Source organism: Citrobacter sp. Cpo032 (assembly GCF_030332975.1).
Taxonomy (GTDB): domain Bacteria; phylum Pseudomonadota; class Gammaproteobacteria; order Enterobacterales; family Enterobacteriaceae; genus Citrobacter; species Citrobacter portucalensis.
Map to the genome: position 1 here is coordinate 326,903 of NZ_JAOWGU010000044.1, position 24,097 is coordinate 350,999.

At 55.6% G+C, this 24,097-nt stretch carries 27 protein-coding genes; 2 read left to right on the forward strand and 25 right to left on the reverse strand.

The annotated features are described in order from the left end of the window. Positions 1-66: 66 nt before the first annotated feature. The 9 genes from cysA to OGY33_RS12740 all read right to left on the reverse strand — a co-directional run bounded on the left by cysA (position 67) and on the right by OGY33_RS12740 (position 7,489). A complete protein-coding gene (gene cysA / locus OGY33_RS12700; RefSeq protein WP_003038066.1) occupies positions 67-1,164 on the reverse strand; it encodes a sulfate/thiosulfate ABC transporter ATP-binding protein CysA in 1,098 nt (365 codons plus the stop codon). After that, positions 1,154-2,029 carry a sulfate/thiosulfate ABC transporter permease CysW gene (gene cysW / locus OGY33_RS12705; protein WP_149607883.1) on the reverse strand — a complete coding sequence of 292 codons (876 nt, stop codon included), beginning with the start codon at positions 2,027-2,029 and terminating at the stop codon, positions 1,154-1,156. The genes cysA and cysW overlap by 11 nt, the downstream gene beginning before the upstream one ends. Next, positions 2,029-2,862 (reverse strand): sulfate/thiosulfate ABC transporter permease CysT, encoded by an 834-nt coding sequence (cysT, locus tag OGY33_RS12710; RefSeq protein ID WP_003038061.1) that lies wholly within the window; start codon positions 2,860-2,862, stop codon positions 2,029-2,031. The genes cysW and cysT overlap by 1 nt, the downstream gene beginning before the upstream one ends. Beyond that, positions 2,863-3,879 carry a thiosulfate/sulfate ABC transporter substrate-binding protein CysP gene (gene cysP, locus OGY33_RS12715; RefSeq protein WP_003835019.1) on the reverse strand — a complete coding sequence of 339 codons (1,017 nt, stop codon included), beginning with the start codon at positions 3,877-3,879 and terminating at the stop codon, positions 2,863-2,865. A 157-nt stretch (positions 3,880-4,036) separates the two neighbouring features. After that, positions 4,037-4,828 carry an SDR family oxidoreductase UcpA gene (gene ucpA, locus OGY33_RS12720; RefSeq protein WP_003835020.1) on the reverse strand — a complete coding sequence of 264 codons (792 nt, stop codon included), beginning with the start codon at positions 4,826-4,828 and terminating at the stop codon, positions 4,037-4,039. Between the two features lie 171 nt (positions 4,829-4,999). Continuing rightward, on the reverse strand, positions 5,000-5,899 hold the full coding sequence (gene yfeX, locus OGY33_RS12725) for a porphyrinogen peroxidase (RefSeq protein ID WP_191238247.1): 900 nt from the start codon (positions 5,897-5,899) through the stop codon (positions 5,000-5,002). Between the two features lie 93 nt (positions 5,900-5,992). Continuing rightward, the gene (locus OGY33_RS12730; RefSeq protein ID WP_032944164.1) at positions 5,993-6,568 is read right to left on the reverse strand and encodes an RpoE-regulated lipoprotein; all 576 of its coding nucleotides are present in this window, start codon (positions 6,566-6,568) and stop codon (positions 5,993-5,995) included. A 59-nt stretch (positions 6,569-6,627) separates the two neighbouring features. Next, positions 6,628-7,077 carry a DUF2919 domain-containing protein gene (locus OGY33_RS12735; protein ID WP_008785415.1) on the reverse strand — a complete coding sequence of 150 codons (450 nt, stop codon included), beginning with the start codon at positions 7,075-7,077 and terminating at the stop codon, positions 6,628-6,630. Next, positions 7,064-7,489: a GNAT family acetyltransferase gene (locus OGY33_RS12740; protein ID WP_003038048.1), complete on the reverse strand. Its 426-nt coding sequence runs from the start codon at positions 7,487-7,489 to the stop codon at positions 7,064-7,066. Before OGY33_RS12740 ends, OGY33_RS12735 begins: the two co-directional genes overlap by 14 nt. 212 nt (positions 7,490-7,701) lie before the next feature. Here OGY33_RS12740 and amiA point away from each other — a divergent pair, with 212 nt between their 5' ends. Together amiA and hemF are read left to right on the forward strand one after the other, a co-directional pair. Continuing rightward, positions 7,702-8,571, forward strand: a complete 870-nt coding sequence (gene amiA / locus OGY33_RS12745) for an N-acetylmuramoyl-L-alanine amidase AmiA (RefSeq protein WP_003038046.1) — start codon at positions 7,702-7,704, stop codon at positions 8,569-8,571. A gap of 2 nt (positions 8,572-8,573) precedes the next feature. Then, a complete protein-coding gene (hemF, locus tag OGY33_RS12750; RefSeq protein ID WP_048224960.1) occupies positions 8,574-9,473 on the forward strand; it encodes an oxygen-dependent coproporphyrinogen oxidase in 900 nt (299 codons plus the stop codon). Between the two features lie 95 nt (positions 9,474-9,568). Here the strand turns inward: hemF and eutR are convergent, their stop codons facing one another. From eutR to eutP, 16 genes are all read right to left on the reverse strand, one after another. Further along, positions 9,569-10,621 (reverse strand): HTH-type transcriptional regulator EutR, encoded by a 1,053-nt coding sequence (gene eutR / locus OGY33_RS12755; RefSeq protein WP_003835032.1) that lies wholly within the window; start codon positions 10,619-10,621, stop codon positions 9,569-9,571. A gap of 48 nt (positions 10,622-10,669) precedes the next feature. Beyond that, entirely contained in the window at positions 10,670-11,200 is a 531-nt protein-coding gene (gene eutK / locus OGY33_RS12760; protein WP_003835033.1) for an ethanolamine utilization microcompartment protein EutK, read from the reverse strand. An 11-nt stretch (positions 11,201-11,211) separates the two neighbouring features. Continuing rightward, positions 11,212-11,871 (reverse strand): ethanolamine utilization microcompartment protein EutL, encoded by a 660-nt coding sequence (eutL, locus tag OGY33_RS12765; RefSeq protein WP_003838537.1) that lies wholly within the window; start codon positions 11,869-11,871, stop codon positions 11,212-11,214. A gap of 9 nt (positions 11,872-11,880) precedes the next feature. Further along, on the reverse strand, positions 11,881-12,777 hold the full coding sequence (eutC, locus tag OGY33_RS12770; protein WP_008785418.1) for an ethanolamine ammonia-lyase subunit EutC: 897 nt from the start codon (positions 12,775-12,777) through the stop codon (positions 11,881-11,883). A gap of 20 nt (positions 12,778-12,797) precedes the next feature. Beyond that, positions 12,798-14,159, reverse strand: coding sequence for an ethanolamine ammonia-lyase subunit alpha (eutB, locus tag OGY33_RS12775; RefSeq protein ID WP_003038029.1), 1,362 nt, complete (start codon positions 14,157-14,159; stop codon positions 12,798-12,800). Positions 14,160-14,170: 11 nt separating this feature from the next. Continuing rightward, positions 14,171-15,574, reverse strand: coding sequence for an ethanolamine ammonia-lyase reactivating factor EutA (gene eutA / locus OGY33_RS12780; protein ID WP_191238246.1), 1,404 nt, complete (start codon positions 15,572-15,574; stop codon positions 14,171-14,173). Next, positions 15,571-16,803: an ethanolamine utilization protein EutH gene (gene eutH, locus OGY33_RS12785; protein ID WP_003835043.1), complete on the reverse strand. Its 1,233-nt coding sequence runs from the start codon at positions 16,801-16,803 to the stop codon at positions 15,571-15,573. Before eutH ends, eutA begins: the two co-directional genes overlap by 4 nt. 119 nt (positions 16,804-16,922) lie before the next feature. After that, a complete protein-coding gene (gene eutG / locus OGY33_RS12790; RefSeq protein ID WP_008785420.1) occupies positions 16,923-18,110 on the reverse strand; it encodes an ethanolamine utilization ethanol dehydrogenase EutG in 1,188 nt (395 codons plus the stop codon). Then, positions 18,100-18,939: an ethanolamine utilization protein EutJ gene (eutJ, locus tag OGY33_RS12795; RefSeq protein WP_008785421.1), complete on the reverse strand. Its 840-nt coding sequence runs from the start codon at positions 18,937-18,939 to the stop codon at positions 18,100-18,102. Before eutJ ends, eutG begins: the two co-directional genes overlap by 11 nt. 12 nt (positions 18,940-18,951) lie before the next feature. Further along, entirely contained in the window at positions 18,952-20,355 is a 1,404-nt protein-coding gene (locus tag OGY33_RS12800) for an aldehyde dehydrogenase family protein (RefSeq protein WP_003835050.1), read from the reverse strand. A gap of 11 nt (positions 20,356-20,366) precedes the next feature. Further along, positions 20,367-20,654 (reverse strand): ethanolamine utilization microcompartment protein EutN, encoded by a 288-nt coding sequence (gene eutN, locus OGY33_RS12805; protein ID WP_003038011.1) that lies wholly within the window; start codon positions 20,652-20,654, stop codon positions 20,367-20,369. 114 nt (positions 20,655-20,768) lie between these two features. After that, positions 20,769-21,062 carry an ethanolamine utilization microcompartment protein EutM gene (eutM, locus tag OGY33_RS12810; protein WP_003835054.1) on the reverse strand — a complete coding sequence of 98 codons (294 nt, stop codon included), beginning with the start codon at positions 21,060-21,062 and terminating at the stop codon, positions 20,769-20,771. Between the two features lie 42 nt (positions 21,063-21,104). After that, positions 21,105-22,121: a phosphate acetyltransferase gene (pta, locus tag OGY33_RS12815; protein WP_191238245.1), complete on the reverse strand. Its 1,017-nt coding sequence runs from the start codon at positions 22,119-22,121 to the stop codon at positions 21,105-21,107. Further along, entirely contained in the window at positions 22,118-22,921 is an 804-nt protein-coding gene (gene eutT / locus OGY33_RS12820; protein ID WP_191238244.1) for an ethanolamine utilization cob(I)yrinic acid a,c-diamide adenosyltransferase EutT, read from the reverse strand. Before eutT ends, pta begins: the two co-directional genes overlap by 4 nt. Before the next feature lie 9 nt (positions 22,922-22,930). Continuing rightward, positions 22,931-23,629, reverse strand: coding sequence for an ethanolamine utilization acetate kinase EutQ (gene eutQ, locus OGY33_RS12825; RefSeq protein WP_032944171.1), 699 nt, complete (start codon positions 23,627-23,629; stop codon positions 22,931-22,933). Then, positions 23,607-24,086 carry an ethanolamine utilization acetate kinase EutP gene (eutP, locus tag OGY33_RS12830; RefSeq protein ID WP_003037998.1) on the reverse strand — a complete coding sequence of 160 codons (480 nt, stop codon included), beginning with the start codon at positions 24,084-24,086 and terminating at the stop codon, positions 23,607-23,609. Before eutP ends, eutQ begins: the two co-directional genes overlap by 23 nt. Between the last annotated feature and the right edge of the window lie 11 nt (positions 24,087-24,097).

Sequence of the window (24,097 nt, forward strand, 5' to 3'; positions counted from 1 at the left end):
TTTTCAGCTCGTAAAAAAGCCCGGTAAGCGTAGCGCCACCGGGCGATAACTATGCAAATTAACCTATCAGGCTGATTGCGCCAGGGCAAGTTCCTCTTCACGCGTTTCAATACGCTGGTCGCCGTTATACAAGCGTGCATTTTGCAGCCCGACAAACAGCCGTTCACCGCGGCTCGGGGAGTCATCGCCTTGCATGATGACCGTCAGCGGTTCGTTGTACCACCCGAGGGGTTGTACAACTAATTGGGTGTAGTGCCCCTTCGGACTAGCTTCCAGCACCTGCACCGGCAATGGCGAATCCAGGCTGGTACGACGGCTGACGTCCACTTCCCACGGGCGCAGGAACAAATCCACCGGTCCCTGATAGCCAGGCGTATAACCCAGCGGCCAGCGGTGCGCGCCCACGTGGAATTGGCCGCCACGAATCGTCCCCTGCAGGCGGTTAACCTCACCCATAAATTCCAGAACAAAACGGGTAGCCGGTTCGCGCCATACCTGATCCGGCGCATCAGCCTGTTCGATATGACCCTGGCTCATCACCACCACGCGGTCTGCGACTTCCGTTGCTTCTTCCTGGTCGTGGGTGACAAACACGCTGGTAAACTTCAGCTCTTCATGCAGCTGGCGCAGCCAGCGACGCAGCTCTTTACGCACCTGCGCATCAAGCGCGCCGAACGGCTCGTCGAGCAATAAAATCTGCGGCTCCACCGCCAGCGCACGCGCCAATGCCACGCGCTGCTTTTGTCCGCCGGAGAGCTGTGCCGGGAAACGGTCCGCCAGATGAGCCAGTTGAACCATTTCCAGAAGTTTGGTCACTTTTGCTTTGATGGCCGCCGCATTCGGGCGCTCACGCCGTGGCAGGACCGTCAGACCAAACGCGATATTGTCGAAAACGGTCATATGACGAAACAGCGCATAGTGCTGGAACACGAACCCCACCTTACGGTCGCGGGCGTGCAATCGGCTGACGTCGGTACCGTGAAAACGGATATGCCCGCTGGACTGATGCTCCAGCCCGGCAATAATGCGCAGCAGCGTGGTTTTGCCCGAGCCGGATGGCCCCAGCAGCGCGACCATCTGACCTGAAGGAATATCCAGCGAGATATCGTTCAGCACCTGGGTGCGACCAAAAGACTTCTTAATATTGGCAATCTCAATGCTCATGATTTTCCTCCTGCTGCGCGCGTTTTTCCTGGTTCTCCAGACGCCATTGCAACATGCTCTTCAAAAACAGGGTAATAATCGCCATCAGCGTTAATAGCGCCGCGGCGGTAAAGGAGCCGACCGTATTGTAGTCCTGCTCCAGTAATTCAATCTGTAGCGGCAGCGATAAGGTTTCGCCGCGAATCGAGCCGGAAACCACTGACACCGCGCCAAACTCACCAATCGCACGGGCGTTGGTCAACACCACACCGTACAGCAATGCCCAACGGATATTCGGCAGCGTAACGCGGCGGAACATCTGCCAGCCGGATGCACCCAGCAACACAGCCGCTTCATCTTCATTGCTGCCCTGGCTTAACATCACCGGCACCAGCTCACGCACCACAAACGGACAGGTCACGAACACTGTCACCAGCACCATCCCCGGCCAGGCAAACATAATTTGCAGGTTATGCTCATCCAGCCACCCACCAAGCGGGCCGTTAGAGCCGTAAAACAGCAGATAGACCAGACCGGCGACTACCGGCGAGACAGCAAATGGAATATCCAGTAACGTCAGTAGTAGTTGGCGTCCTGGGAAGTTAAAACGGGTCACCAGCCAGGCCAGCAACACACCAAACACCAGGTTCACCGGGACCGCAATCAGCGCAATCAGCACCGTCAGCCAGATGGCATGCAGCATGTCCGGATCCGCCAGGTTCTGTAGTACCGGCATTAATCCCTTACTGAACGCCTGCACGAAGATATAAATCATCGGTACCAGCAAAATAAAGGTCGATACCAGCATGCCCGTGCCGATCAGAAACCATTTACCCCAGTTAATGCGGGGTGCGTCATAGCGTTTCAATTGAGTAATGTCTGCCATCAGTGACCTACCACGCGTCGACCGAAGCGACTTTGCAAGGTGTTAATTGAAAACAGCAGCAACAACGACGCCCCGAGGATCACAGAAGCAATCGCGCTGGCGGCCGGGTAGTCAAACTCCTGCAAGCGAACAAAAATCATCAGCGAGGTCACTTCGGTTTTCCATGCGATGTTTCCGGCGATAAAAATAACCGCGCCAAACTCACCGAGGCTGCGGGTAAACGACAGCGCAACGCCCGCCACCAGCGCAGGAGACAGCTCCGGCAGCACTACTTTACGGAAACTTTGCCAGCGCGTAGCACCGAGCGTTTCAGCTGCTTCTTCATATTCCGGGCCTAACTCTTCCAGTACTGGTTGCACGGTACGCACCACAAACGGAATGCTGGTAAAGGCCATCGCTACCGCGATACCGAGCCAGGTGTAGGTCACCTTGATATCCAGCTTCGCCAGCCACTCGCCGTAGAAGCCATTAACCGAAAACAGAGACGCCAGCGTCAGACCTGCCACCGCCGTAGGCAGTGCAAACGGCAGGTCCATCAGCGCATCCAGCAGCGTACGGCCCGGAAAGCGATAGCGTGTTAAGATCCACGCCATCAGCAAACCGAACACGCCGTTAAAAATCGACGCCACAAACGCCGACAGCAGCGTCACTTTATAAGCCGCCACCACCTGCGGATTGGTAATCACATCCCAGTATTGCGCCCAGCTCATTTGCGCCAGTTGCATCACCAGCGCGCTCAGCGGCAGCAGCAATATCAGGCAGACAAACAGTAAGCTGGTGCCCAGGCTCAAAGTGAAGCCGGGCAGCACACGTCGGGAAGAAACAGCAAACATTTACTTACGCCCCGCCGCCAGCAGTTTGTCCAGCTCACCGCCGCTGACAAAGTGCGTTTTCATCACTTCAGGCCACGAGCCAAACTTATCTTCCACACGGAACAATTCGGTCTGCGGGAATTTATCTTTCAGCTTGTCCATTACCTGTGGGTTATTCACGCGGTAGTAGAAATCGGTAATGATGGTTTGCGCCTGCGGGCTGTACAGCCAGTTCAGGTAAGCTTTCGCCGCTTTTTCAGTACCGTTGGCCTGCACATTTTTATCTACCCAGGCCACCGGGAACTCCGCCAGAATGTTGACCTTCGGCACCACCACTTCGAAACCCTGATCTTCATACTGTTTACGGATGTTGTTCACTTCCGATTCAAACGTGATCAGCACATCACCCAGACCGCGTTCAACAAAGGTGGTCGTTGCACCGCGACCGCCGGTATCAAATACTTCCACGTTTTTCAGAAACTGGGTCATGAACTGTTCGGTTTTGGCTTTATCCCCACCGTCCGCTTTATCTGCCGCGCCCCACGCTGCCAGATAGGTATAGCGTGCGTTACCGGAGGTTTTCGGGTTCGGGAAAATCAGCTTCACGTCCGGGCGAACCAGATCGTTCCATTCGTGGATATTCTTCGGGTTGCCCTTACGCACCAAAAACGCCATGGTGGAATAGAATGGCGAACTGTTATTCGGCAGGCGGCTTTGCCAGTCGGCAGGGATCAGCTTGCCTTTGTCATGCAGGATCTGCACGTCGGTCACCTGGTTATAGGTCACGACGTCAGCTTTCAGCCCCTGCAAAATCGCCAACGCCTGTTTTGATGACCCGGCATGAGATTGTTTAATCGTCAGTTTGTCGCCGCCGTTATCCTTCGCCCATTGCTGTTCAAACGGCGGATTAAGGGCGGCAAACAGCTCGCGGGAAACATCGTATGAACTGTTCAGCAGTTCCGTTGCCTGCGCTTGCCCCACCAGCAACAGCATGGCTGCCAGCGTCAGTGTTCTTTTTTTCAGTAAGTTAACGGCCATTGCGCACCCTTATAAATTAAATGACTTTCTTATGGTCATCATATTTATAACCAGTGCTAAAGGAGTAACGGTTTTATATACCGTTTGATGATTTGAAAGTTGAAAAGAGAATAAGGGGTACCTCCTCCCCAGCACATGGGGAGGAGACCGGCATCAATCAGACGCCGACGCTAACGCTTTCAGGCAGGGTGCTGCCGCCATCAATCACGTTTTGCGTGCCAGTTAAATAACTGGACTCATCCGATGCCAGGAACGCCGCCAGTTCACCGACCTCAAGCGGGCAGGCCAAACGACGCATCGGGATCGCTTTCGCCATTTCGACTAAAACGGATTCAGGATCTTCCGGGTTAGACTGTCGCGCAATGCTTTCCGCCATCGGCGTACGTACGTAGCCCGGGCAAATGGCATTCACGCGAATGCCGGACTGCGCATATTCTACCGCCAGGGATTTGGTCAAACCGATGATCGCGGCTTTCGACAGCGCGTAGGCCGTTTCGCCCGGGTCAGCAACCATATCGCCGGTCACCGATGACATCATCACGATGCGCCCGTCTTTGCGCGCAATCATCTCCGGCAGAACGGCTTTCGTCACGTTCCAGACGCCTTTAATGTTGATATCAATGTGGAAATCGCGATCTTCATCGCTCATATCAAGGAAGTTGCCGAGGCGGCATACGCCGGCATTGTTCACCAGAATATCGATTTTGCCTTCAATCTGCTTCGCGCGCGTCACCGCTTCCTTGACCGACGCAAAATCTCTGACGTCAGCGTGAACGGCTGTGCAACGGTGCCCACGCCCAGCCAACTCATCCGCCAGTTTTTCAATCTCATCGGAGATATCCAGCAGGATTAAGTTCGCACCATGGCGGGCAAACGTTCTGGCGATACCCTCGCCAATACCCTGAGATGCGCCCGTAATCAATGCTGTTTTGCCCGTGAGTTTTCCCATTTCAATATTCTCCTTTTGAATATGAAGCCTTCGCTTCATTCACGCAGAAGATACAGCAATAACAAATTAGTGCTGAGGAATAGCTCACTAAATCAGGTTAATCTCAGGTAAAAAAATCCCCGACGATGCGGGGATGTCTATTTCGTGGCCGATAACAGGATCAGCTCACCATTACAGCGCCATTAAACGGTCCAGCGACGGTGCAAAGTAATAGCCGCCGGTTACCGGTTTGGTGAAGCGCAGCATCGCATCACGCTTACCGTCAGTGTCACCAAACATGCTCAGCAATTGTTGTTCAATGTTGTACAGACGAGCGCAGTAGGCGCAGAAATAGAGACCATGCGTGCCGCTGGCAGTACCGTATGGCAGGCTCTGGCGCACAATTTTCAGCCCTTTACCGTCTTCTTTTAGGTCAACACGGCTCAGGTGAGAGGTGACCGGACGGTCATCACCGTCGATCTCTTCGTTGGCTTCCTTGGTACGACCAATCATCATTTCCTGGTCATGGATGCTCATGCGATTAAGCTGCTTCAGGTTATGTTCCCAACGCTGCACAAACACATAGCTGCCACCGGCATCCACACCATCTTTGATAACGGCAACTTCACGGCGCGTTTCTTCGCCTGCCGGGTTTTCCGTACCGTCAACAAAGCCGCTGAGATCGCGCTCTTCGACCCAACGGAAACCGTGGATTTCTTCTTTAACTTCAATACAGTCGCCAAATGCTTCCATTGCCGCCTGCGCAACGGAGAAATTCACGTCATGACGCAAAGAGAGAATATGGATCAACACGTCATATTGGGTTGCTGGTGCCAGACCTTTACCGTAAGGGATAAAGTCTTTTAACTCTTCAGCACCGACGCCGCCACTCAATGCACGCCAGGTGTTGTTGCCAAAAGCGACAACCGCGCCCAGATGCGCATCCGGGAACTTAACTTCAAAGGTCGCCAGCTTATCGGCGAAGGTTTTGCTGGCCGCACGCAGGGCATCAACGTCGCCTTTAACATTGGCTTCAATCCAAATCGCCGCACGGCAATGTTCTGGCAAAATGCCACTCTGAACCTGAGACATTGTTCCTCCTGAAAAAAAGATGCCACGACATCGTGGCATTGATGGGCGCTATTCTACCTGTTTTTTTAACAAGCCGATTTGTTCAGACGCAAATTAACGCCGCCAGATAATTTTGCTTACTTTCCACGCTTTCAGCGTGTCGTCAGACGGCATTATATCCTCAGGTCCGCTCCATTCACCGGAAAAAATATAGCTAATATGTTGACTTCCCTCAGCTTTACACTCAACGCCCGCGCTGTCATCGCCGGTTGCTTTTTGGCAATTACCATAAGCTTTAGTGTAAAGGTCGCTAAACGGTGTACCGATTTCGACACCCGCGGCTGACGAAATATCGTGATCTAATACATCAATACGACTGATGGTTCCCTGGCTGCCGTTGATGACTATCGCCAGCTTGTCGTCTTTCATCGCTTCATAGAAGCGCACCACATTACCGTTATCGGTCTTCATTCCGCTACGCAGGCGGTAATCACCGTCCAGCGCATCAGCAATGGCTTTTTCATCCAGCGGCGTAGCGCCCGTTAAAGCTCCTACGCCCTGCTCTGTGACCTGCGTTGAAGAACCAAACCAGTTCCACGGATTGGCGGCAGACCAGTTCACCGAGGACAACGTTGAACACCCGGCCAGTAGCAGCGGCATCGCGCATAAAGTCAAACGCAGTGATTTCATTTCACTTCCTTCCTTATTTATCAACGTTGCTTGGAGTCCGGTTTCCCCAAAAAGTGCCGTTATTCTTTCTCAAGGGAAAAACAGGCGCGCAGACGTTGATTGGTTAACAGCCAGATCAGCGCGACAATATCCGCCACCAGCAGCGCCAGCCCGACGCCATTGAGAGGATCGCCTGCCAGCCACATCACCGGCTGCCAGCACAGCAGCACCAGTTGAGCGAGAATCAATAATCCGCGCAGCCAGCGCCAGAGCACCGGAAACGCAAAGCGTCGCCCACTGAGTAAAAACGCCAACACGGCGGGAACGCCGGGAAGCAACCCAAGCCAGAATGCGTCATGATCGGGATAAAACAGATTCAGCAAGGTGTTGCCCTGCTCACGGGAAGAACCGGCAATCACAAACAATACCCAGGTGCGTGCCTGCAACAGCAGTACGCACCAGAAGAGAAAAGGCAGGCGCAGACGCCCATGACCGTCATAGTCGGCCGGATGAAACTCAGTACTCTTCATCTTCGATCAAACGCTTGCCCAGATTGAGTACATCCGCATGTTCATAGCCCAAACGTTCATACATGCCCTGTACGACGTCGTTATCGTCACGCACCATGATTTGAATCTTCGGACAACCGCGGGCAATGAGCTTTTTCTCCAGGCGGTTGAGCAGCGCATTGGCGATGCCGCGACCGCGAAACTCAGGATGCACGCCCAGGTAATAGGCGGAACCGCGATGCCCGTCGTATCCGCCCATCACCGTACCGACCACCTCGCCGTTCACTTCAGCAACGAGGAACAAGCTGACGTCATGATTGACTTTACGTTCGATGTCCATTTCAGGGTCGTTCCATGGACGCAGCAAATCACAACGCTCCCAGAGGGTGATCACCTCTTCGAAATCTTCCTGGCGAAAAACGCGTATTTCCATGGTATTGGGTACCTTTTCAGGACGTTAAAAAGCGATTATGGCGCGAACGGCTGATTTAGCCAATATCTGACGCGAAGCGACGGAAAAAATGGCATAATACGGAATTGTCACGTATTGAAATGAAAAGTAAAACAATTCTTATCTCGATCCGTCGCAACGGACTACGCGATACGATATAACGTTTAGAACCTTTTTTTTACAACTCAGGCCGTATGAGCACTTTTAAACCACTAAAAACACTCACATCGCGCCGCCAGGTGCTGAAAGCCGGGCTGGCCGCCCTGACGCTGTCAGGCATGTCACAAGCCATCGCTAAAGAAGAAGCGCTAAAGACCAGCAATGGACACAGCAAACCGAAAGCGAAAAAATCCGGTGCTAAGCGCGTTGTTGTCCTTGATCCGGGGCACGGAGGGATTGATACCGGCGCAATTGGTCGCAACGGGTCGAAAGAAAAGCACGTGGTACTGGCGATTGCCAAAAACGTGCGCTCGATCCTACGTAACCAAGGGATTGATGCACGCCTGACCCGCTCCGGCGATACGTTTATTCCGCTCTACGATCGCGTCGAGATCGCCCACAAACATGGTGCCGACCTGTTCATGTCGATCCACGCCGACGGTTTTACCAATCCGAGCGCTGCGGGTGCTTCGGTCTTTGCCTTATCCAATCGCGGCGCCAGTAGCGCCATGGCGAAATATCTGTCCGATCGTGAAAACCGGGCCGATGAAGTCGCCGGAAAGAAGGCCACTGACAAAGATCATTTGTTGCAGCAGGTGCTGTTCGATCTGGTGCAAACTGACACCATAAAAAACAGCCTGACGTTAGGCTCGCATATTCTTAAGAAGATCAAGCCGGTACACCGTCTGCACAGTCGCAGCACGGAACAGGCCGCCTTCGTGGTGCTAAAATCACCTTCGATTCCGTCGGTCCTGGTCGAAACCTCGTTCATCACCAACCCGGAAGAAGAACGATTGCTGGGTACGGCGGCGTTTCGTCAGAAAATCGCCACCGCTATCGCCAATGGCATCATCAGCTATTTCCACTGGTTTGATAACCAGAAAGCACACTCGAAGAAACGTTAACCATGAAGCCCGATGCACAGCGCGTAAAACAGTTCCTGCTCAGCCTGCAGGATGAAATTTGTCAGCAGTTATCCACCGTAGACGGCAGCGAATTTGTTGAGGATAACTGGCAACGCGAAGCGGGCGGCGGCGGGCGCAGTCGGGTGTTGCGTAACGGCGGTATTTTCGAGCAAGCAGGCGTCAACTTCTCCCACGTCCACGGCGATGCAATGCCGGCCTCGGCTACCGCGCATCGCCCGGAGCTTGCCGGGCGCAGTTTTGAAGCCATGGGCGTCTCGTTGGTGGTGCACCCGCAGAATCCCTACATTCCAACCAGTCATGCCAACGTACGGTTTTTTATCGCGGAAAAACCGGGGGCCGATCCCGTGTGGTGGTTTGGCGGTGGCTTTGACTTAACGCCCTACTACGGCTTTGATGAGGATGCGGTTCACTGGCATCGCACGGCGCGGGACCTGTGCCAGCCGTTTGGCGATGACGTTTATCCACGTTACAAAAAGTGGTGCGATGACTACTTCTTCCTCAAGCACCGCAACGAGCAGCGCGGCATTGGCGGGCTGTTTTTCGATGATTTGAATACCCCTGATTTCGACCACTGCTTCGCTTTTATGCAGGCGGTAGGTCAAGGATACACCGAGGCGTATCTGCCCATCGTCGAACGCCGCAAAATGATGAGCTGGGGCGAGCGCGAACGTAATTTCCAGCTGTATCGTCGTGGGCGCTATGTGGAATTTAATCTGGTGTGGGATCGCGGCACGTTGTTCGGTTTGCAAACCGGCGGGCGCACGGAATCGATTCTGATGTCGATGCCGCCGCTGGTACGCTGGGAGTATGACTGGCAGCCAGAAGCGAACAGCCCGGAAGCTGCCCTTAGCGAGTTTATTCAGGTCCGCGACTGGGTGTAATTGCCTGATGGCGCTACGCTTATCAGGCCTGCAACAACGGCAAACCCGTAGGCCGGATAAGACGCGTTAGCGTCGCATCCGGCACAATAATCTCATCATGCCCACTGGCGCATACGCTGATGCAGCGTCAACGACGGTTTCTCCGCAAACAGCTGCTGGTAGTCGGTGGCAAACTGCCCTAAATGCCAGAATCCCCACTGCATGGCGGCGTCTTTCACCGTCGCACTCTGTGACCATGGGCTTATCAACTCACGGCGCACGGCGTTCAGGCGAATACGTTTCAACCAGGCATTCGGGCCAATACCGAGGATCGCGTGAAAGGCGTTTTGCAACGTCCGGCGGCTAACGTGCAGCTGATTGCATAAGTCGAGCACGGTCAGCGGCTCTGACATATTTTCCAGCACATATTCGCGCGCACGTGACAGCAAGCGACGATAGCTCTGATGGCTGATGCTCTCCGCAGTCATAATCGGCTGCGCTTCTTCCAGCATGGTGCCCATCGCCAGCAGCAGGTTATCCCCCAACACTTTACGCACCGCGGGTTGGTGAAGGTTTTCAGGATTCTCACTAAACGTCGCCAGCGCCTGCTGCACAAAGCCCCATAGCGCGGCTTTGTGTTGTTCTTTAACTTCCAGCGCCGACTGATTGCGCAGCATATGCAACACCCTTTCCGGGTTATGCAGGAAGTTGGCCTGACGAGCAATGGCCTCTTCCGAAATGACGACACCCAAAATGGTGTAATCATCCGGGGTACTCAGTTCAAACTCCGTCCCGCCAGGGCGGGTGGCAATTTCAGCGCTACCCAAACACTGGGTACCAATAAATCCCTGCTCGCCGCGCGTGGCCGGAATGCCAAACCAAAATGAGTTTGGCCAGACAAGGCACGACTGACGCAGCGCCAGTCCGGTGTATTCACGGAACACCTGAATATCATCGAGCAGGATTTCCGTGAACTCGCCATGAAATTTTCCCGGATGCAGCTGGTCGTAGATCTGCTGCCAGGCGGTAATCGTCAGCGCGTGCTCATACACATCCGTTGTTCGCCGTTGGTGAACGTTGTCCACTTCCACTTTCGGCGTCAGTTTAACGTCTTCGGGTAATACTTCATGATAAAGATGGTGCAAGTTTGCAGTACGGTTCTTTTTCATGATCTTTTAAGCCGGAAGCTTCAACGAAGCCCCCGGCCCTCCGACAGGTTAATTTTTTAAGCGGTAGCGACTACTGCGTTTACGCAACGCTCCATCAGAAAAGAGCTGTTCCAGCGCATTTCTGGCTTCATCAAGTGACCAGCCAAAGTGGGCCGCCACTTCCCCTGCCGTCATTCCTTGACGGACCGATGCTAACAGCGTCAGAAGTTGGGCAGAGGATTCAGACGTCACTGGGGCGTCCTGTGTCTTCTCTGGTTTCACTTCTGTTTTCGCTTCTGGCTTCTGTTCAGGTTTCTTCGGCTGGCGTTTAAAACCGCCGATCAGCCACTGGGTGTCATCGTCCGGCCGGCCTATTTCCTTACGGCTGATAACACGGCCCGTACGCGCTGCGGCTGCACTGCCAGCATCCAGCGCTGCGCGGCATGCCGCCAGATCGCCTTCCACCACCAGCGTCAGCCGACCAGGATCGAGCACTTCGTGGCTAAGCAGACGCACGTTCGCGGCTTTCAGCATGGCATCGGCCGCGTCCACGGCAGCCACCATGCCATCCACTTCCAGTAATCCCAGTGCATTGATCATCACTACCTCTCTTACGCGCGCTGGATTGGATTACGGGCAATATCCAGAACGGCATCGGCAAAGGCGTTACATGCGGCTTTACAAGCGGCCTGGCTACCGGTCAAAAACGCGGCTGAATAGTTAGTTTCTGACGGCGGTGGTACATAGGTCACCAGTTGTACATCGGCAGATTTCAGCGCGGCATCAATACCAAATGTCGCTTCCAGCGGCGGTGCTACCAGATACGCCATCGGATCGCCCAGTCGGCATCCCGCGGTTGCGGAGAGATACGAACCGGTACGCGAAACCACATGCGCCAGGAAGGCGGTATCTTCTGCGTCATTCGCCCACTGGAATGCCGCCCCGCTTTCAATATTGGCCACCATCGCGTCCAGACCCGCGCGAACTTCGGCCGGGTTTGGTCCACCGAGCATAATCAGCACTTCGCCCGAGGTTGGAGAGGGACTGTGCGCCGCACCGGCATATAGCGAGCGGCCATAAACCACTTCGACCATTGCCTGTTTTGTCGCTTCGTCTGCGGCAATATACGCCACGTCATCAGAATCTGCTGTGATGAGTCCGAGGCTACGTATATGTGGCGGTAATTTAAGTTCGCGGGCAAAACCGTCATTTACCGAGGCAATCACACGCATTGCGGTGACTGAAGGTCTAATTAAATCTAATGCTGGCATGATGCCTCCTTAACGGGTCATATTGATGCCGGATGCTTTTTGCTCCAGCATGCGCTTGGCCAAATCCACAATCACCGCCGCCGCTTCAACCGGTGGCGTACCGCCCTGGTGAATGTTCGAGATACAGGTACGGTCAGCCTCAACGGTGGTCGCCACACGCGGCGAATAGACGGCGTAGCAAGAAAGACTTTCCGACTGGCCGAGGCCCGGACGTTCACCAACCAGCAGGATCACCGCTTTTGCACCCAGCAGTTCGCCGATCTGATCTTCGATTTTCACGCGCCCATAGCGAACAAAGAACGGCGTCCCGACCTTCAATCCGGCCTGTTTTAAGCCCGACAACAGCGGCGGCAGGATCTCTTCATAGTTAGCGGTAATCGCGTCGGTAGACAGGCCATCAGAAATAATCACCTGCACATCCGGATTCATTACACACTGTGATTTCAGTGCTTCAATGGCTTCCGCACTCAGACGACGCCCCATATCCGGACGCGTCAGATACAGGTTTTTGTCGCTGATTTCCGAGCGCACTTCCAGCAGCCCCTGGGCTTTTACCCACTCTTCCGGCACTTCTTTCAATACCGTATCTTTCGAACGCGAGTGGTCAGCCAGGAAACGCAGCAGCGCCTGGGTACGCGGACGAGGACCGGCACGACCAGTACATACACGCGCAGCGGTGCTACGGCGAAGTTCAGTCAACACCTCTGCACGGTGCGGATTCTCAACGCCAATCCATGCTTTGGCTTCGGCTGAGCCTAAGTCCATCGCGCAGCTTTCACCGGTCGGCGCGGCGCACTGCGTGGTGCTGCATTTTGCTGGTGCTGACGGTTCTTGAGCCTGCGGTTGAGACTCACCCATTGACGCCATTACGCTGCGTACAATTTCTTCAATCTGTTTTTGATCCATCGTGTGTCATCCCCGCGTCATCAGAAGAACAGTGACGGATCGCCCGCCCGTTTGGTCAGGCGACCGTTTGCCATAATGCCCATGGTTTCCAGCCAGCGTTCAAACTCCGGCGACGGACGCAGGTTCAGCAGCTGACGCACGGTCGCGGTGTCATGGAAGGCGGTGGTCTGATAGTTGAGCATGATGTCGTCACCGAGCGGCATGCCCATGATGTAGTTGCAGCCAGCGGTGGCGAGCAGAATCATCAGGTTTTCGTTAAGGTTCTGGTCAGCATCAGCATGGTTGGTGTAGCAGCAGTCGCAGCCCATCGAGATGCCGCTCAGCTTGCCCATAAAGTGATCTTCCAGACCCGCGCGAATAATCTGACGGTCGTTGTAGAGATACTCTGGCCCGATAAAGCCCACCACGGTGTTCACCAGGAACGGATCGTAGTGGCGTGCCAGCCCGTAGTTACGCGCTTCCATCGTCACCTGATCGGCACCGAAGTTCGCGCCCGCGGAAAGCGCAGACCCTTGCCCGGTTTCGAAGTACAGGCAGTTTTCCCCGGCGATACGGTTGAACTCAGCGCCCACTGCGCGCGCTTCATCCAGCATTGCCAGCTCAACGCCAAACTCTTTTAAGCCTTTTTCGCTACCGCAGATACTCTGGAAAATCAACCCGCCCGGCGCACCGCGACGAATCGCTTCGATCTGGGTAGTCACGTGTGCCAGTACGCAGCCCTGGGTCGGGATGTTGAATTTGTCGATAACGCCGTACACGGTATCCAGTACGCGGCTTAAGTTTTCCACGTCATCCGTTACCGGGTTTACACCAATCACCGCATCACCCGCCCCGAAGGACAGCCCTTCGTAGATTTGTGCGGCAATACTCTGCACGTCATCACGGGTGTCGTTCGGCTGTAAACGGCAGCTGAAGGTGCCCGGTAGACCGATGGTGGTATTGGCCTTTTTGATCACCGGCATTTTCTTACCGCCGTAGATCAGGTCCGCGTTAGAGCAGATTTTTGCTACCGCAGCGACCACTTCCGACGTTAACCCTTTGCGCGTAAACGCAATGTCATCAACAGAGGTTTCATCGCTCAGCACGTACTCGCGCAGCTCGCTGATACTCCAGTTTTTGATACGGTTATAGGCCGTCTCGTTGACGTCATCCTGAATCAGACGAGTAACACAGTCCTCTTCATAGGAAATCACCGGGTTATTGCGGATATCCGCCACCGTCATTTCCGACAGTACCTGCTTGGCCGCCACGCGCTCCTGCGAACTGGTTGCGGCCACTCCTGCCAGCACATCCCCCGAACGCAGTTCGTTGGCTTTTGCCAGCACCTCTTTAACATCCTTAAACTGATAAACATTGCCGAACAATGTGGTCTTTAGTTTCATAAGTCGTTCCCTCAGGAAGGAAATGCGAGTGATTTCACCGTCACCGGCACAACCGATCCGCCAAAAAGAGGCGTACCAATGTCGATATAGTCCCCCGCCCGGACAACCACCTCATCGATGACTGCCAGCGGGTGTTGCTGTAACTGTGGGCGTAACAGCATGCCCAGGGCCTTACCAAAATCCTGCTCGGCTACCACCAGCAGGGGATGCGGATTCGGATAGCGCGCGACAAAGGCCAGCAGCGCATCAATCACCGTTAACAGCGCGGCGTAGCGCACTGGCAGCGAACCGGGCAACGCCAGCACGTAGGCGTCTGTTTGCGGGTCCAGATCGAGCTGCATTAGCGCCTGTTGCCAGGCGGCCACCAAATCAGCCTCATCAACCGGAATCGCCACCGGCAGATTGCGCAGCGGAAGCGCCACACCTTCCAGCCAGATGGTGCTGCCCGAAAGCGACAGCGTATGCGCACCGGCGCCAATCACCGTGGCGCGCACGGTTTGCGCCGGGAACTGCACGTTCATCTCACGCAGGCGCGGATGTTCATGCAGCGCCGTTGCTAACAGCGGGCCAATGTCGGAAAAACAGAACGGATCGGCTGGTTGGTTGCGGTAGCACTCGCCCACCCCGCCGGACAACGTAATCACTTCCGGTTTCACGCCCGCCGGTAACAGGCCGGTTTGCATCAGCGCCTGCGCCAGAGGTGATAACGTACCGTCAATCACCTCCACAATCAGCGCCGCCATCCGTCGGGCTACCTGAACAAGCTGCGCCGCATTGAGGGTTCGGGCGTCGGTGCCCGGACCAAATACGTCATCAACAATCATCTGCCCCGGCTGATGCGCATGTACTACTCGCCCCTGACCGTCCGTTTCCAGCAGTCGCCCGCCGACGTTGAGGCAAGCCGAACCGCTGACCTTTCCAGCATCAAACAGAACGTAGTTCGACGTACCGCCACCGATATCGATGTTCAGTACGCGGCACAACTTCTGCTCGGACAGGGTTTGTGCCCCCGCACCGTGACCGGCAATCACCGATTCCAGATGCGGACCGGCGCTGGCCACAACAAAATCCCCCAGCGACTGAGAGAGCGTCATCACCGCCGGACGCGCATTACGGGTTTTGGCACTTTCTCCGGTGATGATGATCGCGCCGGAATCGACAGTCTCAGGCGCAATACCCGCCGCCTGATACTGGGCGAGGATCAGCGCCTTAAGTTCGGCCTCTTTCAACCCGCCCTGCTTATCAACGGGGGTAAAGAACACCGGGCTTTGCCAGCTAATTTCGCGTTTGATGAATTCGTAGCGCGGCACCTGCGACACTGCCGCACGGTTGACTAACTCAAGGCGCGAGAAAATCACCTGAGTGGTAGTGGTGCCGATATCGATACCGACGCTCAGTAGCTGGCGAGTATTCACGATTGCGCCTCCGGGTTGGTTTCTACTTCTGCTGGCACATCTTCATCTTTCGGTACCAACAGCATAGCCACACCAATCGCCGTCACGCCGCCAATCAACTTGCCGACAATCATCGGGAAGATCATCGCGTTCATGTTGGCAGCGGCGAAGCCTAAGTGGTCACCCAGTGCAAAGGCCGCGGAGACCGCAAAGGCGCAGTTGATCACTTTGCCGCGGGTATCCATATTCTTCATCATGCCGAACATTGGGATGTTGTTGGCCAGCGTCGCCACCATACCGGCAGCCGCAATATTATTGATTTTTAACAGGTTACCGACGCTCATCAGCGGTTTTTCAAACCAGCGGGTCAGCAGCAGCACCATCGGGTACGCACCAAGCAGCACGCAGGAGATAGAACCGATAACTTCGATGGCGCGCATCACTTCACCCGGCTTGTCGCCCGGCGCCATAAAGATGGGATCAAGACCCGGAATCAGCTCCCAGCCGAGCAGGAATTTGACCACTGCTGCTGCCAGGCCGATGGTGATCAGCGCTACCAGGAATTTCGCGAAGATCTGGAAGCCGTTGATCATTTTTTCCGGGATGAATTTCAGTCCCAGCGCCACCAGCACAGCCACGATCAGCACCGGGATCATATTCATCAGGATCAGCGCGAAGGTGAATTCCACCGGCTGTCCGTTGATTTCGACGCCGGAGTACATCGCAATCAAACCGCCCGCAATACAACCAATCGGAATGGTGACAATACCCGCCAGCACGCCCAGCGCCAGATAACGACGGTCAGACGGTTCAATAATCCCCAGCGCAACCGGAATGGAGAAGACCAGCGTCGGCCCCATCATCGCCCCGAGGATCAGGCCAGAGTACAGCCACGCCGCAACGTCGCCGCCCGCCAGCTCTTTCGCCAGGAAGAAGCCGCCCATATCGCACGCCAGCAGCGTTCCGGCAAACATCGACGGGTTCGCGCCCAGCATTTCATACAGCGGAATAATCACCGGCCCGAGCACATGCGCCAGAACCGGTGCCAGCGCGGTCATACCGACCATCGCCAGACCCAGCGCGCCCATCGCCATAAAACCTTCTTCAAACTGGCCGCCCGATCCCTCAATACTCTTACCAAACTTACCGAGGAAGCGTGCCGAACCGCCGAACTGCGACAGGATCCTGTCCACGGCGGCAATCAGCATAAAGAACATCATGATGTACATGATGATTTCGTTAATTCCCATAGCCCCTACTCCCTGTCATTTGTGATTTGTAGGCCGGATAAGACGTTTACGTCGCCTCCGGCATTAACGCCGTGTTATTGCCGGATGGCGGTGCGAGCACCTTATCCGGCCTACAGGCATTACCCGGCAGCCGCGTACAGGTCGATGATCTGTGCCTGCGTGGCGGTGCGTGGGTTACTGCGAATACAAATATCCTCCAGCGCGGCGTGAGCCCATGCGCTGTACTGCTCGGGCTTTGCCCCAACGTCAGAGAGTCGTTTGGTCTGGCCCACTTCGCTAATCAACTCGCTGACCGCGTTGATAGCATCACGATCGTCCGATTTCTTGTTGGTTAACGCGCGTCCGATATGGCTAAAGCGCTCACGACACACCATGCGGTTGAACCCCATTACCGTTGGAAGCAGCATGGCGTTAGCCTGTCCGTGTGGAATGTGCAACGTCGCCCCCGGCTGGTGCGCCATCGCATGGCACAGGCCAAGCCCAGCGCTGGAAAACGCCATCCCGGCCATACAGGAAGCCAGCAGCATGCTTTCGCGCGCCGCCAGATCCTGACCGTAGCCGACGGCCTTCGGCAGCGATTTACCGATCATCGCTATCGCACCAATCGCCAGGCTGTCGGTAAACGGCGTCGCGTTCAGTGCGCTATACGCTTCAACGGCGTGCGTCAGTGCATCAATCCCGGTCATCGCCGTTACGTGCGCAGGCACGCCTTCCGTCAATGCGGCGTCAAGGATCGCCACATCCGGCATCAGGGTTGCGTGGGCCAGCACTTTTTTGAGTCCGGTCGCGGCGTCGATAATCACCGTGACGTTCGTGGTTTCTGAGCCCGTTCCGGCGGTAGTCGGTACGGCAATCAGCGGCAGACGCGGGCGTAACACGCTACGCTCGTCCATGTCAGCCAGCGTCTGGGTAGGATTGGTCACCAGCAACGCCACTGCCTTGGCGGCATCCAGCACGGAACCGCCGCCGAAAGCCACGACACCGTCGCACTTTGATTCACGCAGTTGCGCGACTGCCGCGCAGACGTCCGTAATGCACGGTTCACCTACCGGACATGGCCACAGCGTCATTGCCACACCTTTCATCGCCAGGCTGCGCTCCAGTGCCGCGGTCATCCCAGCCTGATGCAGAAAGCTGTCTACCATGACGAACATATGCGTCAGTCCGCGCGTTTGTGCTTCCTGTCCGCAGGTACTGAGCGCTCCCAGTCCACATAACGTAACCGGGGGAACGCTAAACGTTTTTACGCGTTGCAGATTCAGGGTATCGAATGCCTGAAAGAGCGCGGTCTGCAATTCAGCTTGCATAGATTCCTTCCGCTTTTTCTTTTCCGCTGTTTGCAATCGCCAGCGGAGTCATAAACAGGCTGTGCTGGGGTAAATGCACCTGCAGTTCCGGGAAACGCTTACGGAACAGTTCATCAACGCCTGGCTGCATACAGGAGCCACCCGCCAGCCACAAATCAGCGACACCCTGTCCGGCAATATGGTGCGCCACGATTTCCGCCATCTTTTCGTAGACAGGCTTCACCACCGGCCAGATTTCTTTGCCATTGCTGCGCTTGTACTGCTCGGCTTCTTCCAACTGGATACGACGGTTCCCGGCCAGCGTCAGAGAGATATGGTGCCCGCCGGTCGCTTCATCAGCGGAGTAAGTCACTTTGCCCTGTTTAACAATCGCAATCCCGGTAGTGCCACCACCAATATCCACCACGCCGGCGTTATCAAGCTGCAACAGATCCGCCACCGCGGTTGGTTCGTCGAGGACATGGCTCACTTCAAGCCCGGCAGACTCCAGCACGTTAATAGAGATCCGTGGGTCAGTTCCCGGTGGAAACGAGGTTGCCGCATGGGTAAAACGGCAACCCAGTTGTTGTTCGAGCGTATCGAGATGGCGACGAACGATGGTCACCGCACCAAAGAAATCCCAGACGATGCCATCGCGCACGACATCGGCCCAGTCCAGGCAAACCGCGACCGGCTGTCCGTCACTGTCCACAACCATCGACACCACATCACACGTTCCCAAATCAATGCCCAACCACAGCGGTGAATCGCTCTTTACAGGCGTCTGGTTACATAGCGTTGCCGCTTTTAGCAGTCTGGGTGTCAACCAACGTTGTTCGTCGTGCGCCATCTCATTTACTCCTTATACAATTCTGAAGGCGTCTACCAACACACAGCGACGCAGACGCACAAACGTACGCGCACTGGTCACCCCTTCCCCGGTTGGTGTGGTAATGGTCATCGTGGTCCAGCCTTCACCGCCCAGTCCAAGACCGGCAATACACGGCCCGTTCTTAACGAAGATGCTGGTATCAATAGCGTTTGCCATACGGTTCATATTTTCGATATTGCGTGAGTGCATCGCCGCCGTATGGTGGCAGCCGCCTTCCAGCTTGACCGCCAGTTCAATGGCTTCATCGACGTTAGCAACCCGCACGACCGGCAGCACCGGCATCATCAGTTCGGTAACGGCAAACGGATGCGTCGCGGAGGTTTCGACGAATAACAGACGGGTTTGCTCCGGTACGTTCAGACCAATCGCCGCAGCGATTTTTCCGGCATCGCGCCCGACCCAGTCACGACTGACTGTGCCTTTACCGCGCTCATCGATATTTTTCAGCAGCACCGGCTGCAGCTGTTCGGCCTGAGCCGCGGTCAGTTTCACCGCATGCTGGCTTTCCATCAGACGCATCAGTTCATCAGCGACGCTATCGACCACGATCAGCACTTTTTCGTCGGCGCAGATGATGTTGTTATCAAACGATGCACCTTTGACTATCGACTGTGCCGCGCGTGCCAGGTCAGCCGTTTCATCAACCACCACTGGCGGATTACCCGCACCAGCGGCAATCAGACGTTTGTTGGTGTGCTTACGCGCGGCGTCTACTACGGCTTCACCACCGGTCACCACCAGCAGGCCGATACCTGGGTACTTGAACAGACGCTGCGCAGTCTCGATATCCGGGTTGGCAACCGTCACCAACAGGTTTGCCGGACCACCTGCAGCAACCACCGCCTGGTTAAGCAGAGTGATAGCGCGCTGAGAAACTTTTTTCGCCGCCGGATGCGGTGCGAAGACCACGCTGTTACCAGCGGCAATCAGGCTGATGGCGTTGTTAATGACGGTCGCGGCCGGGTTGGTGGATGGGGTTACCGAGGCCACCACGCCCCACGGTGCGTTTTCAATCAGCGTCAGACCGTTATCGCCGGTCAGAACCTGTGGAGACAGGCATTCCACACCCGGCGTGCCGCGCGCCTGCGCCACGTTTTTGGCAAATTTATCTTCGACGCGTCCCATGCCGGTTTCAGTGACGGCAAGTTCCGCTAATTCTCTGGCGTGCTTTTCGCCCGCCTCGCGTAGAGCCGTGATAGCCAGTTGGCGCATAGCGACGCTTTTCAACCCCTGCTGGGCCAGTTTTGCTGCCGCCACTGCGTCATCCAGGGAGGCAAAAACGCCCATTTCTTGAACGGCACTGACGGGTTGGCTGCTGTCTTTCATTTTCAGCAGTACCGCTTTCACGACCTGTTCAATATCCTGTTGATTCATGATTTTCTGCCTTATTTATGGAAGATCACCTGACCACCTGCCACCACTTCATCGACAATGCCAATCACGCACAGATCGACAGGCGATGATTCATTCCGGTGCGCCTGACGGGCGGAGCTTCCGCTGACCAGCAGCACCCACTCTCCGGTTCCCGCCCCGATGCTGTCGATAGCAACAGCACATTGCCCGTCGGGATTTCCCTGGGCGTCAATCATTTCCACCATCAGCAACTTGTCGTGCGCGAGCCCCTGATGGCGTACGGTACAAACAATTTGTCCTGTAACGATTGCCAGTTTCATACGCGCCTCCGTGGCATATTTCAGGTAAAACCTCCCCCTACCCTCCGCAGAAGGTAATGTGAAAAGGAGAGAGGGTGACGCCAGCAATGAAGTCTGTGGCGTCACATGGACGACTTACATGTCGTTGCTGTCGCCTTTAAAGCTGATCGGGAACACTTCTTCCAGATCGCCGTGCGGACGTGGGATCACGTGTACTGAAACCAGCTCGCCAATACGCTGTGCTGCCGCAGCACCTGCGTCCGTTGCAGCTTTACATGCCGCTACATCGCCACGGACCATGGCAGTGACCAGACCGCCACCGATCTGCTTCACGCCAACCAGTTTCACGCGTGCCGCTTTAACCATTGCGTCAGAAGCCTCAATCAGTGCAACCAGGCCCCGGGTTTCAATCATTCCTAATGCTTCCATTATGCTTTCCTCTTAAGTCAAAGGGGGGTCCAGAACGGGACCTTATACAACCAGTGTGTGCGAGGCGTTTTCACGACTCATGTCAGTCTGGCGCGGCACTGCTGCCACCAACGCCAGTTCGATAATTTCCTGTACGCTACAGCCACGAGAGAGATCATGAAGCGGTGCGGCAAGCCCTTGAATCAACGGACCTACTGCGCGATACCCTCCCAGACGCTGAGCTATTTTGTAGCCAATATTGCCTGCCTCCAGCGATGGGAAGACCATCACATTAGCATTGCCCTTTAACGGACTGGCGGGCGCTTTTTGCGCGGCGACATCCGGAACAAAGGCGGCATCAAATTGCAGTTCTCCGTCCACGGTAAGCTGCGGGGCACGCTCACGAACGATCTCGGTCGCCTGCTGCACGTTAGCGACGTTAGGATGGCGAGCACTGCCATTACTTGAAAACGACAGCATAGCCACGCGCGGCTCTTCACCAGTGATCGCCTGCCATGTCTGCGCGCTGGCAATCGCAATATCCGCAAGCTGTGCGGCGGTGGGCTGCGGCACGACGCTGCAATCGGCAAAACCTAATGACGGACCAAGGTACTGCGGCAGCATCAGGAAAATTGACGACAGCGTTTTACAGCCAGGCTGTAGCCCGATAATGCGTAATCCGGCACGCAGCACGTTCGCTGTTGATGAGAGATTGCCCGCAATACAGACGTCAGCTTTACCCGCGCTAACCATTGCAGCGGCGAACATCAGCGGATCGTTGAGTTTTTCCAGCGCATCCGCAGGCGTTTTATCTCCCGCGCGGGCCAGCCAGCGCAGCGCAAACTCTTCGCGCATTTGCTGATTGCTTTGCGGATCGATAACCTGAATACCATCCATTGCCACCCGGTGACTGAGGGCAAACTGGCGCAGCGCAAACGGACTGGCAACGAGAATGGGATGTGCCAGACCGTGCTGGTGCAGGTAATTCGCCGCCTTCAGCACCCGGACATCCAGCGCATCCGGGAACACCACCCGTGCCGGTGAGCGTTGGGCGAGTTGACGAGCACGTTCAATGATCATTGCTTCTCCCCCAGTCGCTGTTGAATTTGGTTAACCGTCAGCGGATGCTTCGCAACGCTCAGAATCATCATCACGTAGACCGTACTGGAAAGGCGGTTGAGCGCCTGCATAATGTCCGGTCGCATAACCTCAAAACTGCGAGTGATGAACACCTGGGCCGCCACCGTCTCAGTTTCACGGACTTTGGTACGCAGCAGATTAAGCAGCGCGCAATCACGTCCGTGGCTGGCTTCAGGCACCAGATGGTCGTGGTCCAGATAGCGCAGCGGTTGATGCGAAAGACGGTGTAAATCTTCGTCACTTAACCCCACGACAGCTTGTCCTGCCAGCGGCTCATCCATGGCGTCAGCGCGCATAATATTACCCAGGCGCGAGCGGATATCCGCCAGCCACGGCTGCCACGGTTCTGCCATCTCAATCTGCAACCACACAGCCAGGGCGATGGTGCTGTCCAGCGCGGCGCGAAATCCCAGCCGAGGGTCACTTTTGGCGACCATCTTGTCCGCCGTCAGATGCGTCAGGGTGTCCGGTTTCTTCGCCACCGGTTGATGGCACAGTTCGCAGCTAGCCTGTGGATGCGTATCACTGCTGGTTAACCCATGCACCGGCTGCGGCTGCTGTTCTTCATCATCAATAAACAGGCTGCCCTGCTCGTCGATAAACTTAATACGCAGATGTCGGCTTTCCAGTAATTCCCGGGCAGACGGCGTCAGGCGAGCGTCAGCGGGGAGATGAATTTCAGCCCCTTCGCTAAGCGTATGATTCGCTCTGAGCCATGCTTCGGTAATGAAATCCTTCATACATCCGCCTTAGCAGGACTGCCAGTTCGCAGGCCAGGCCACATACAGAAACTTCACCGTCGATGGCGTACCAAATTCGATGCTGGAACCTTTCGGGATAAACATGACGTCCCCTGCTTTTGCAATCATGGTTTCGCCTTCGTGGCGAACGTGCAGTTCGCCTTCCAGAATCATGTCGATTTCGTCGTAGTTCAGCGTCCATGGGAAAAAGGCGTTATCCCACTGCATAAACCCGGCGGCCATGCTGCTACCGTCCTGGTCGGTCACCAGATCGGTTAAGCCCACGCAGTGCGGCTGCGCGCCGTCAAAACGACCAAACTTCACGCTGCTACCGTCGATGACTTTGACGCCGCCTTTGCCGGTTACCGAGTTAAAGCTCGGCTGCATTCCGCCCTGCTCCAGCGACTGCTTCTCCTTCATAACTTTGTCCATCAGCTGGGCGACCAGGCTTTCGGTAAACTGCCCTTCCGGTAACTGCGCAATGATGGTTTCGCGAATGCGCTGGCTTTCCGTTTTGCCATCATCAACCGCCGCCGGTACAGCAGCAGTTGGCGCGGATTCATCGCATTCACTGATGGTAACGCCCAGCAGCTCCGCAACTTCGCGCGCCTCCGGGGTAATGATGCTGGCGCGCAGAACAACCGACATTTCCTGTTCGCCGCGTGCGTGGGCCGCACGAATATCGTTAGCTGTGATGAGTTTTTTCACCTGCCCTTTCCTCCTTTTGGCTGAGCTCAGTCAGATAATCCACCAGGTGCTGCACGCTGCGCGGGTCATGGCTATTGAGCTCAAAAATCGGCTCCTGAAACCCCATCCCGCGAAGTAGTTGTCGCGTTGCGGCGACGTCGGCATCCGGCATGTCCGTTTTACTGATAACGGCGATTTGTCGTTTACTGGCGCCGATATCCAACAGCCCGGCAGGTAAGCGACTTTCTTTATCATTTGCCGCGTGTATATAAATCAACGTATCGACATCCTGCAGCGTGGTAATTAAGGCGTGATACCAACGCGGATGGCTAAAATATTCCCCTGGCGTATCGATATCGCCATTTTCATTAAACTCCACGGCCTGTGTTTTTCTGGCGAGGGAATAATTCCCCTGTAGCGCATTAAAGAGCGTTGTTTTCCCCGCCCCCACCGTACCGACAAATGCAATACGTTTCATCGCCGCCTCTG

Excerpts from the sequence above, each read along its gene's own strand:
- OGY33_RS12740 (WP_003038048.1), bottom strand. The coding sequence starts at position 7,489 with ATGGAAATACGCGTTTTTCGCCAGGAAGATTTCGAAGAGGTGATCACC.
- eutT (WP_191238244.1), bottom strand. The coding sequence starts at position 22,921 with ATGAAGGATTTCATTACCGAAGCATGGCTCAGAGCGAATCATACGCTT.
- eutB (WP_003038029.1), bottom strand. The coding sequence starts at position 14,159 with ATGAAACTAAAGACCACATTGTTCGGCAATGTTTATCAGTTTAAGGAT.
- amiA (WP_003038046.1), top strand. The coding sequence starts at position 7,702 with ATGAGCACTTTTAAACCACTAAAAACACTCACATCGCGCCGCCAGGTG.
- eutL (WP_003838537.1), bottom strand. The coding sequence starts at position 11,871 with ATGCCAGCATTAGATTTAATTAGACCTTCAGTCACCGCAATGCGTGTG.
- cysA (WP_003038066.1), bottom strand. The coding sequence starts at position 1,164 with ATGAGCATTGAGATTGCCAATATTAAGAAGTCTTTTGGTCGCACCCAG.
- eutH (WP_003835043.1), bottom strand. The coding sequence starts at position 16,803 with ATGGGAATTAACGAAATCATCATGTACATCATGATGTTCTTTATGCTG.
- eutK (WP_003835033.1), bottom strand. The coding sequence starts at position 11,200 with ATGATCAATGCACTGGGATTACTGGAAGTGGATGGCATGGTGGCTGCC.
- hemF (WP_048224960.1), top strand. The coding sequence starts at position 8,574 with ATGAAGCCCGATGCACAGCGCGTAAAACAGTTCCTGCTCAGCCTGCAG.
- yfeX (WP_191238247.1), bottom strand. The coding sequence starts at position 5,899 with ATGTCTCAGGTTCAGAGTGGCATTTTGCCAGAACATTGCCGTGCGGCG.
- eutN (WP_003038011.1), bottom strand. The coding sequence starts at position 20,654 with ATGAAACTGGCAATCGTTACAGGACAAATTGTTTGTACCGTACGCCAT.
- eutC (WP_008785418.1), bottom strand. The coding sequence starts at position 12,777 with ATGGATCAAAAACAGATTGAAGAAATTGTACGCAGCGTAATGGCGTCA.
- eutM (WP_003835054.1), bottom strand. The coding sequence starts at position 21,062 with ATGGAAGCATTAGGAATGATTGAAACCCGGGGCCTGGTTGCACTGATT.
- eutP (WP_003037998.1), bottom strand. The coding sequence starts at position 24,086 with ATGAAACGTATTGCATTTGTCGGTACGGTGGGGGCGGGGAAAACAACG.
- eutJ (WP_008785421.1), bottom strand. The coding sequence starts at position 18,939 with ATGGCGCACGACGAACAACGTTGGTTGACACCCAGACTGCTAAAAGCG.
- OGY33_RS12735 (WP_008785415.1), bottom strand. The coding sequence starts at position 7,077 with ATGAAGAGTACTGAGTTTCATCCGGCCGACTATGACGGTCATGGGCGT.
- OGY33_RS12800 (WP_003835050.1), bottom strand. The coding sequence starts at position 20,355 with ATGAATCAACAGGATATTGAACAGGTCGTGAAAGCGGTACTGCTGAAA.
- ucpA (WP_003835020.1), bottom strand. The coding sequence starts at position 4,828 with ATGGGAAAACTCACGGGCAAAACAGCATTGATTACGGGCGCATCTCAG.
- cysW (WP_149607883.1), bottom strand. The coding sequence starts at position 2,029 with ATGGCAGACATTACTCAATTGAAACGCTATGACGCACCCCGCATTAAC.
- OGY33_RS12730 (WP_032944164.1), bottom strand. The coding sequence starts at position 6,568 with ATGAAATCACTGCGTTTGACTTTATGCGCGATGCCGCTGCTACTGGCC.
- eutR (WP_003835032.1), bottom strand. The coding sequence starts at position 10,621 with ATGAAAAAGAACCGTACTGCAAACTTGCACCATCTTTATCATGAAGTA.
- cysP (WP_003835019.1), bottom strand. The coding sequence starts at position 3,879 with ATGGCCGTTAACTTACTGAAAAAAAGAACACTGACGCTGGCAGCCATG.
- eutG (WP_008785420.1), bottom strand. The coding sequence starts at position 18,110 with ATGCAAGCTGAATTGCAGACCGCGCTCTTTCAGGCATTCGATACCCTG.
- cysT (WP_003038061.1), bottom strand. The coding sequence starts at position 2,862 with ATGTTTGCTGTTTCTTCCCGACGTGTGCTGCCCGGCTTCACTTTGAGC.
- pta (WP_191238245.1), bottom strand. The coding sequence starts at position 22,121 with ATGATCATTGAACGTGCTCGTCAACTCGCCCAACGCTCACCGGCACGG.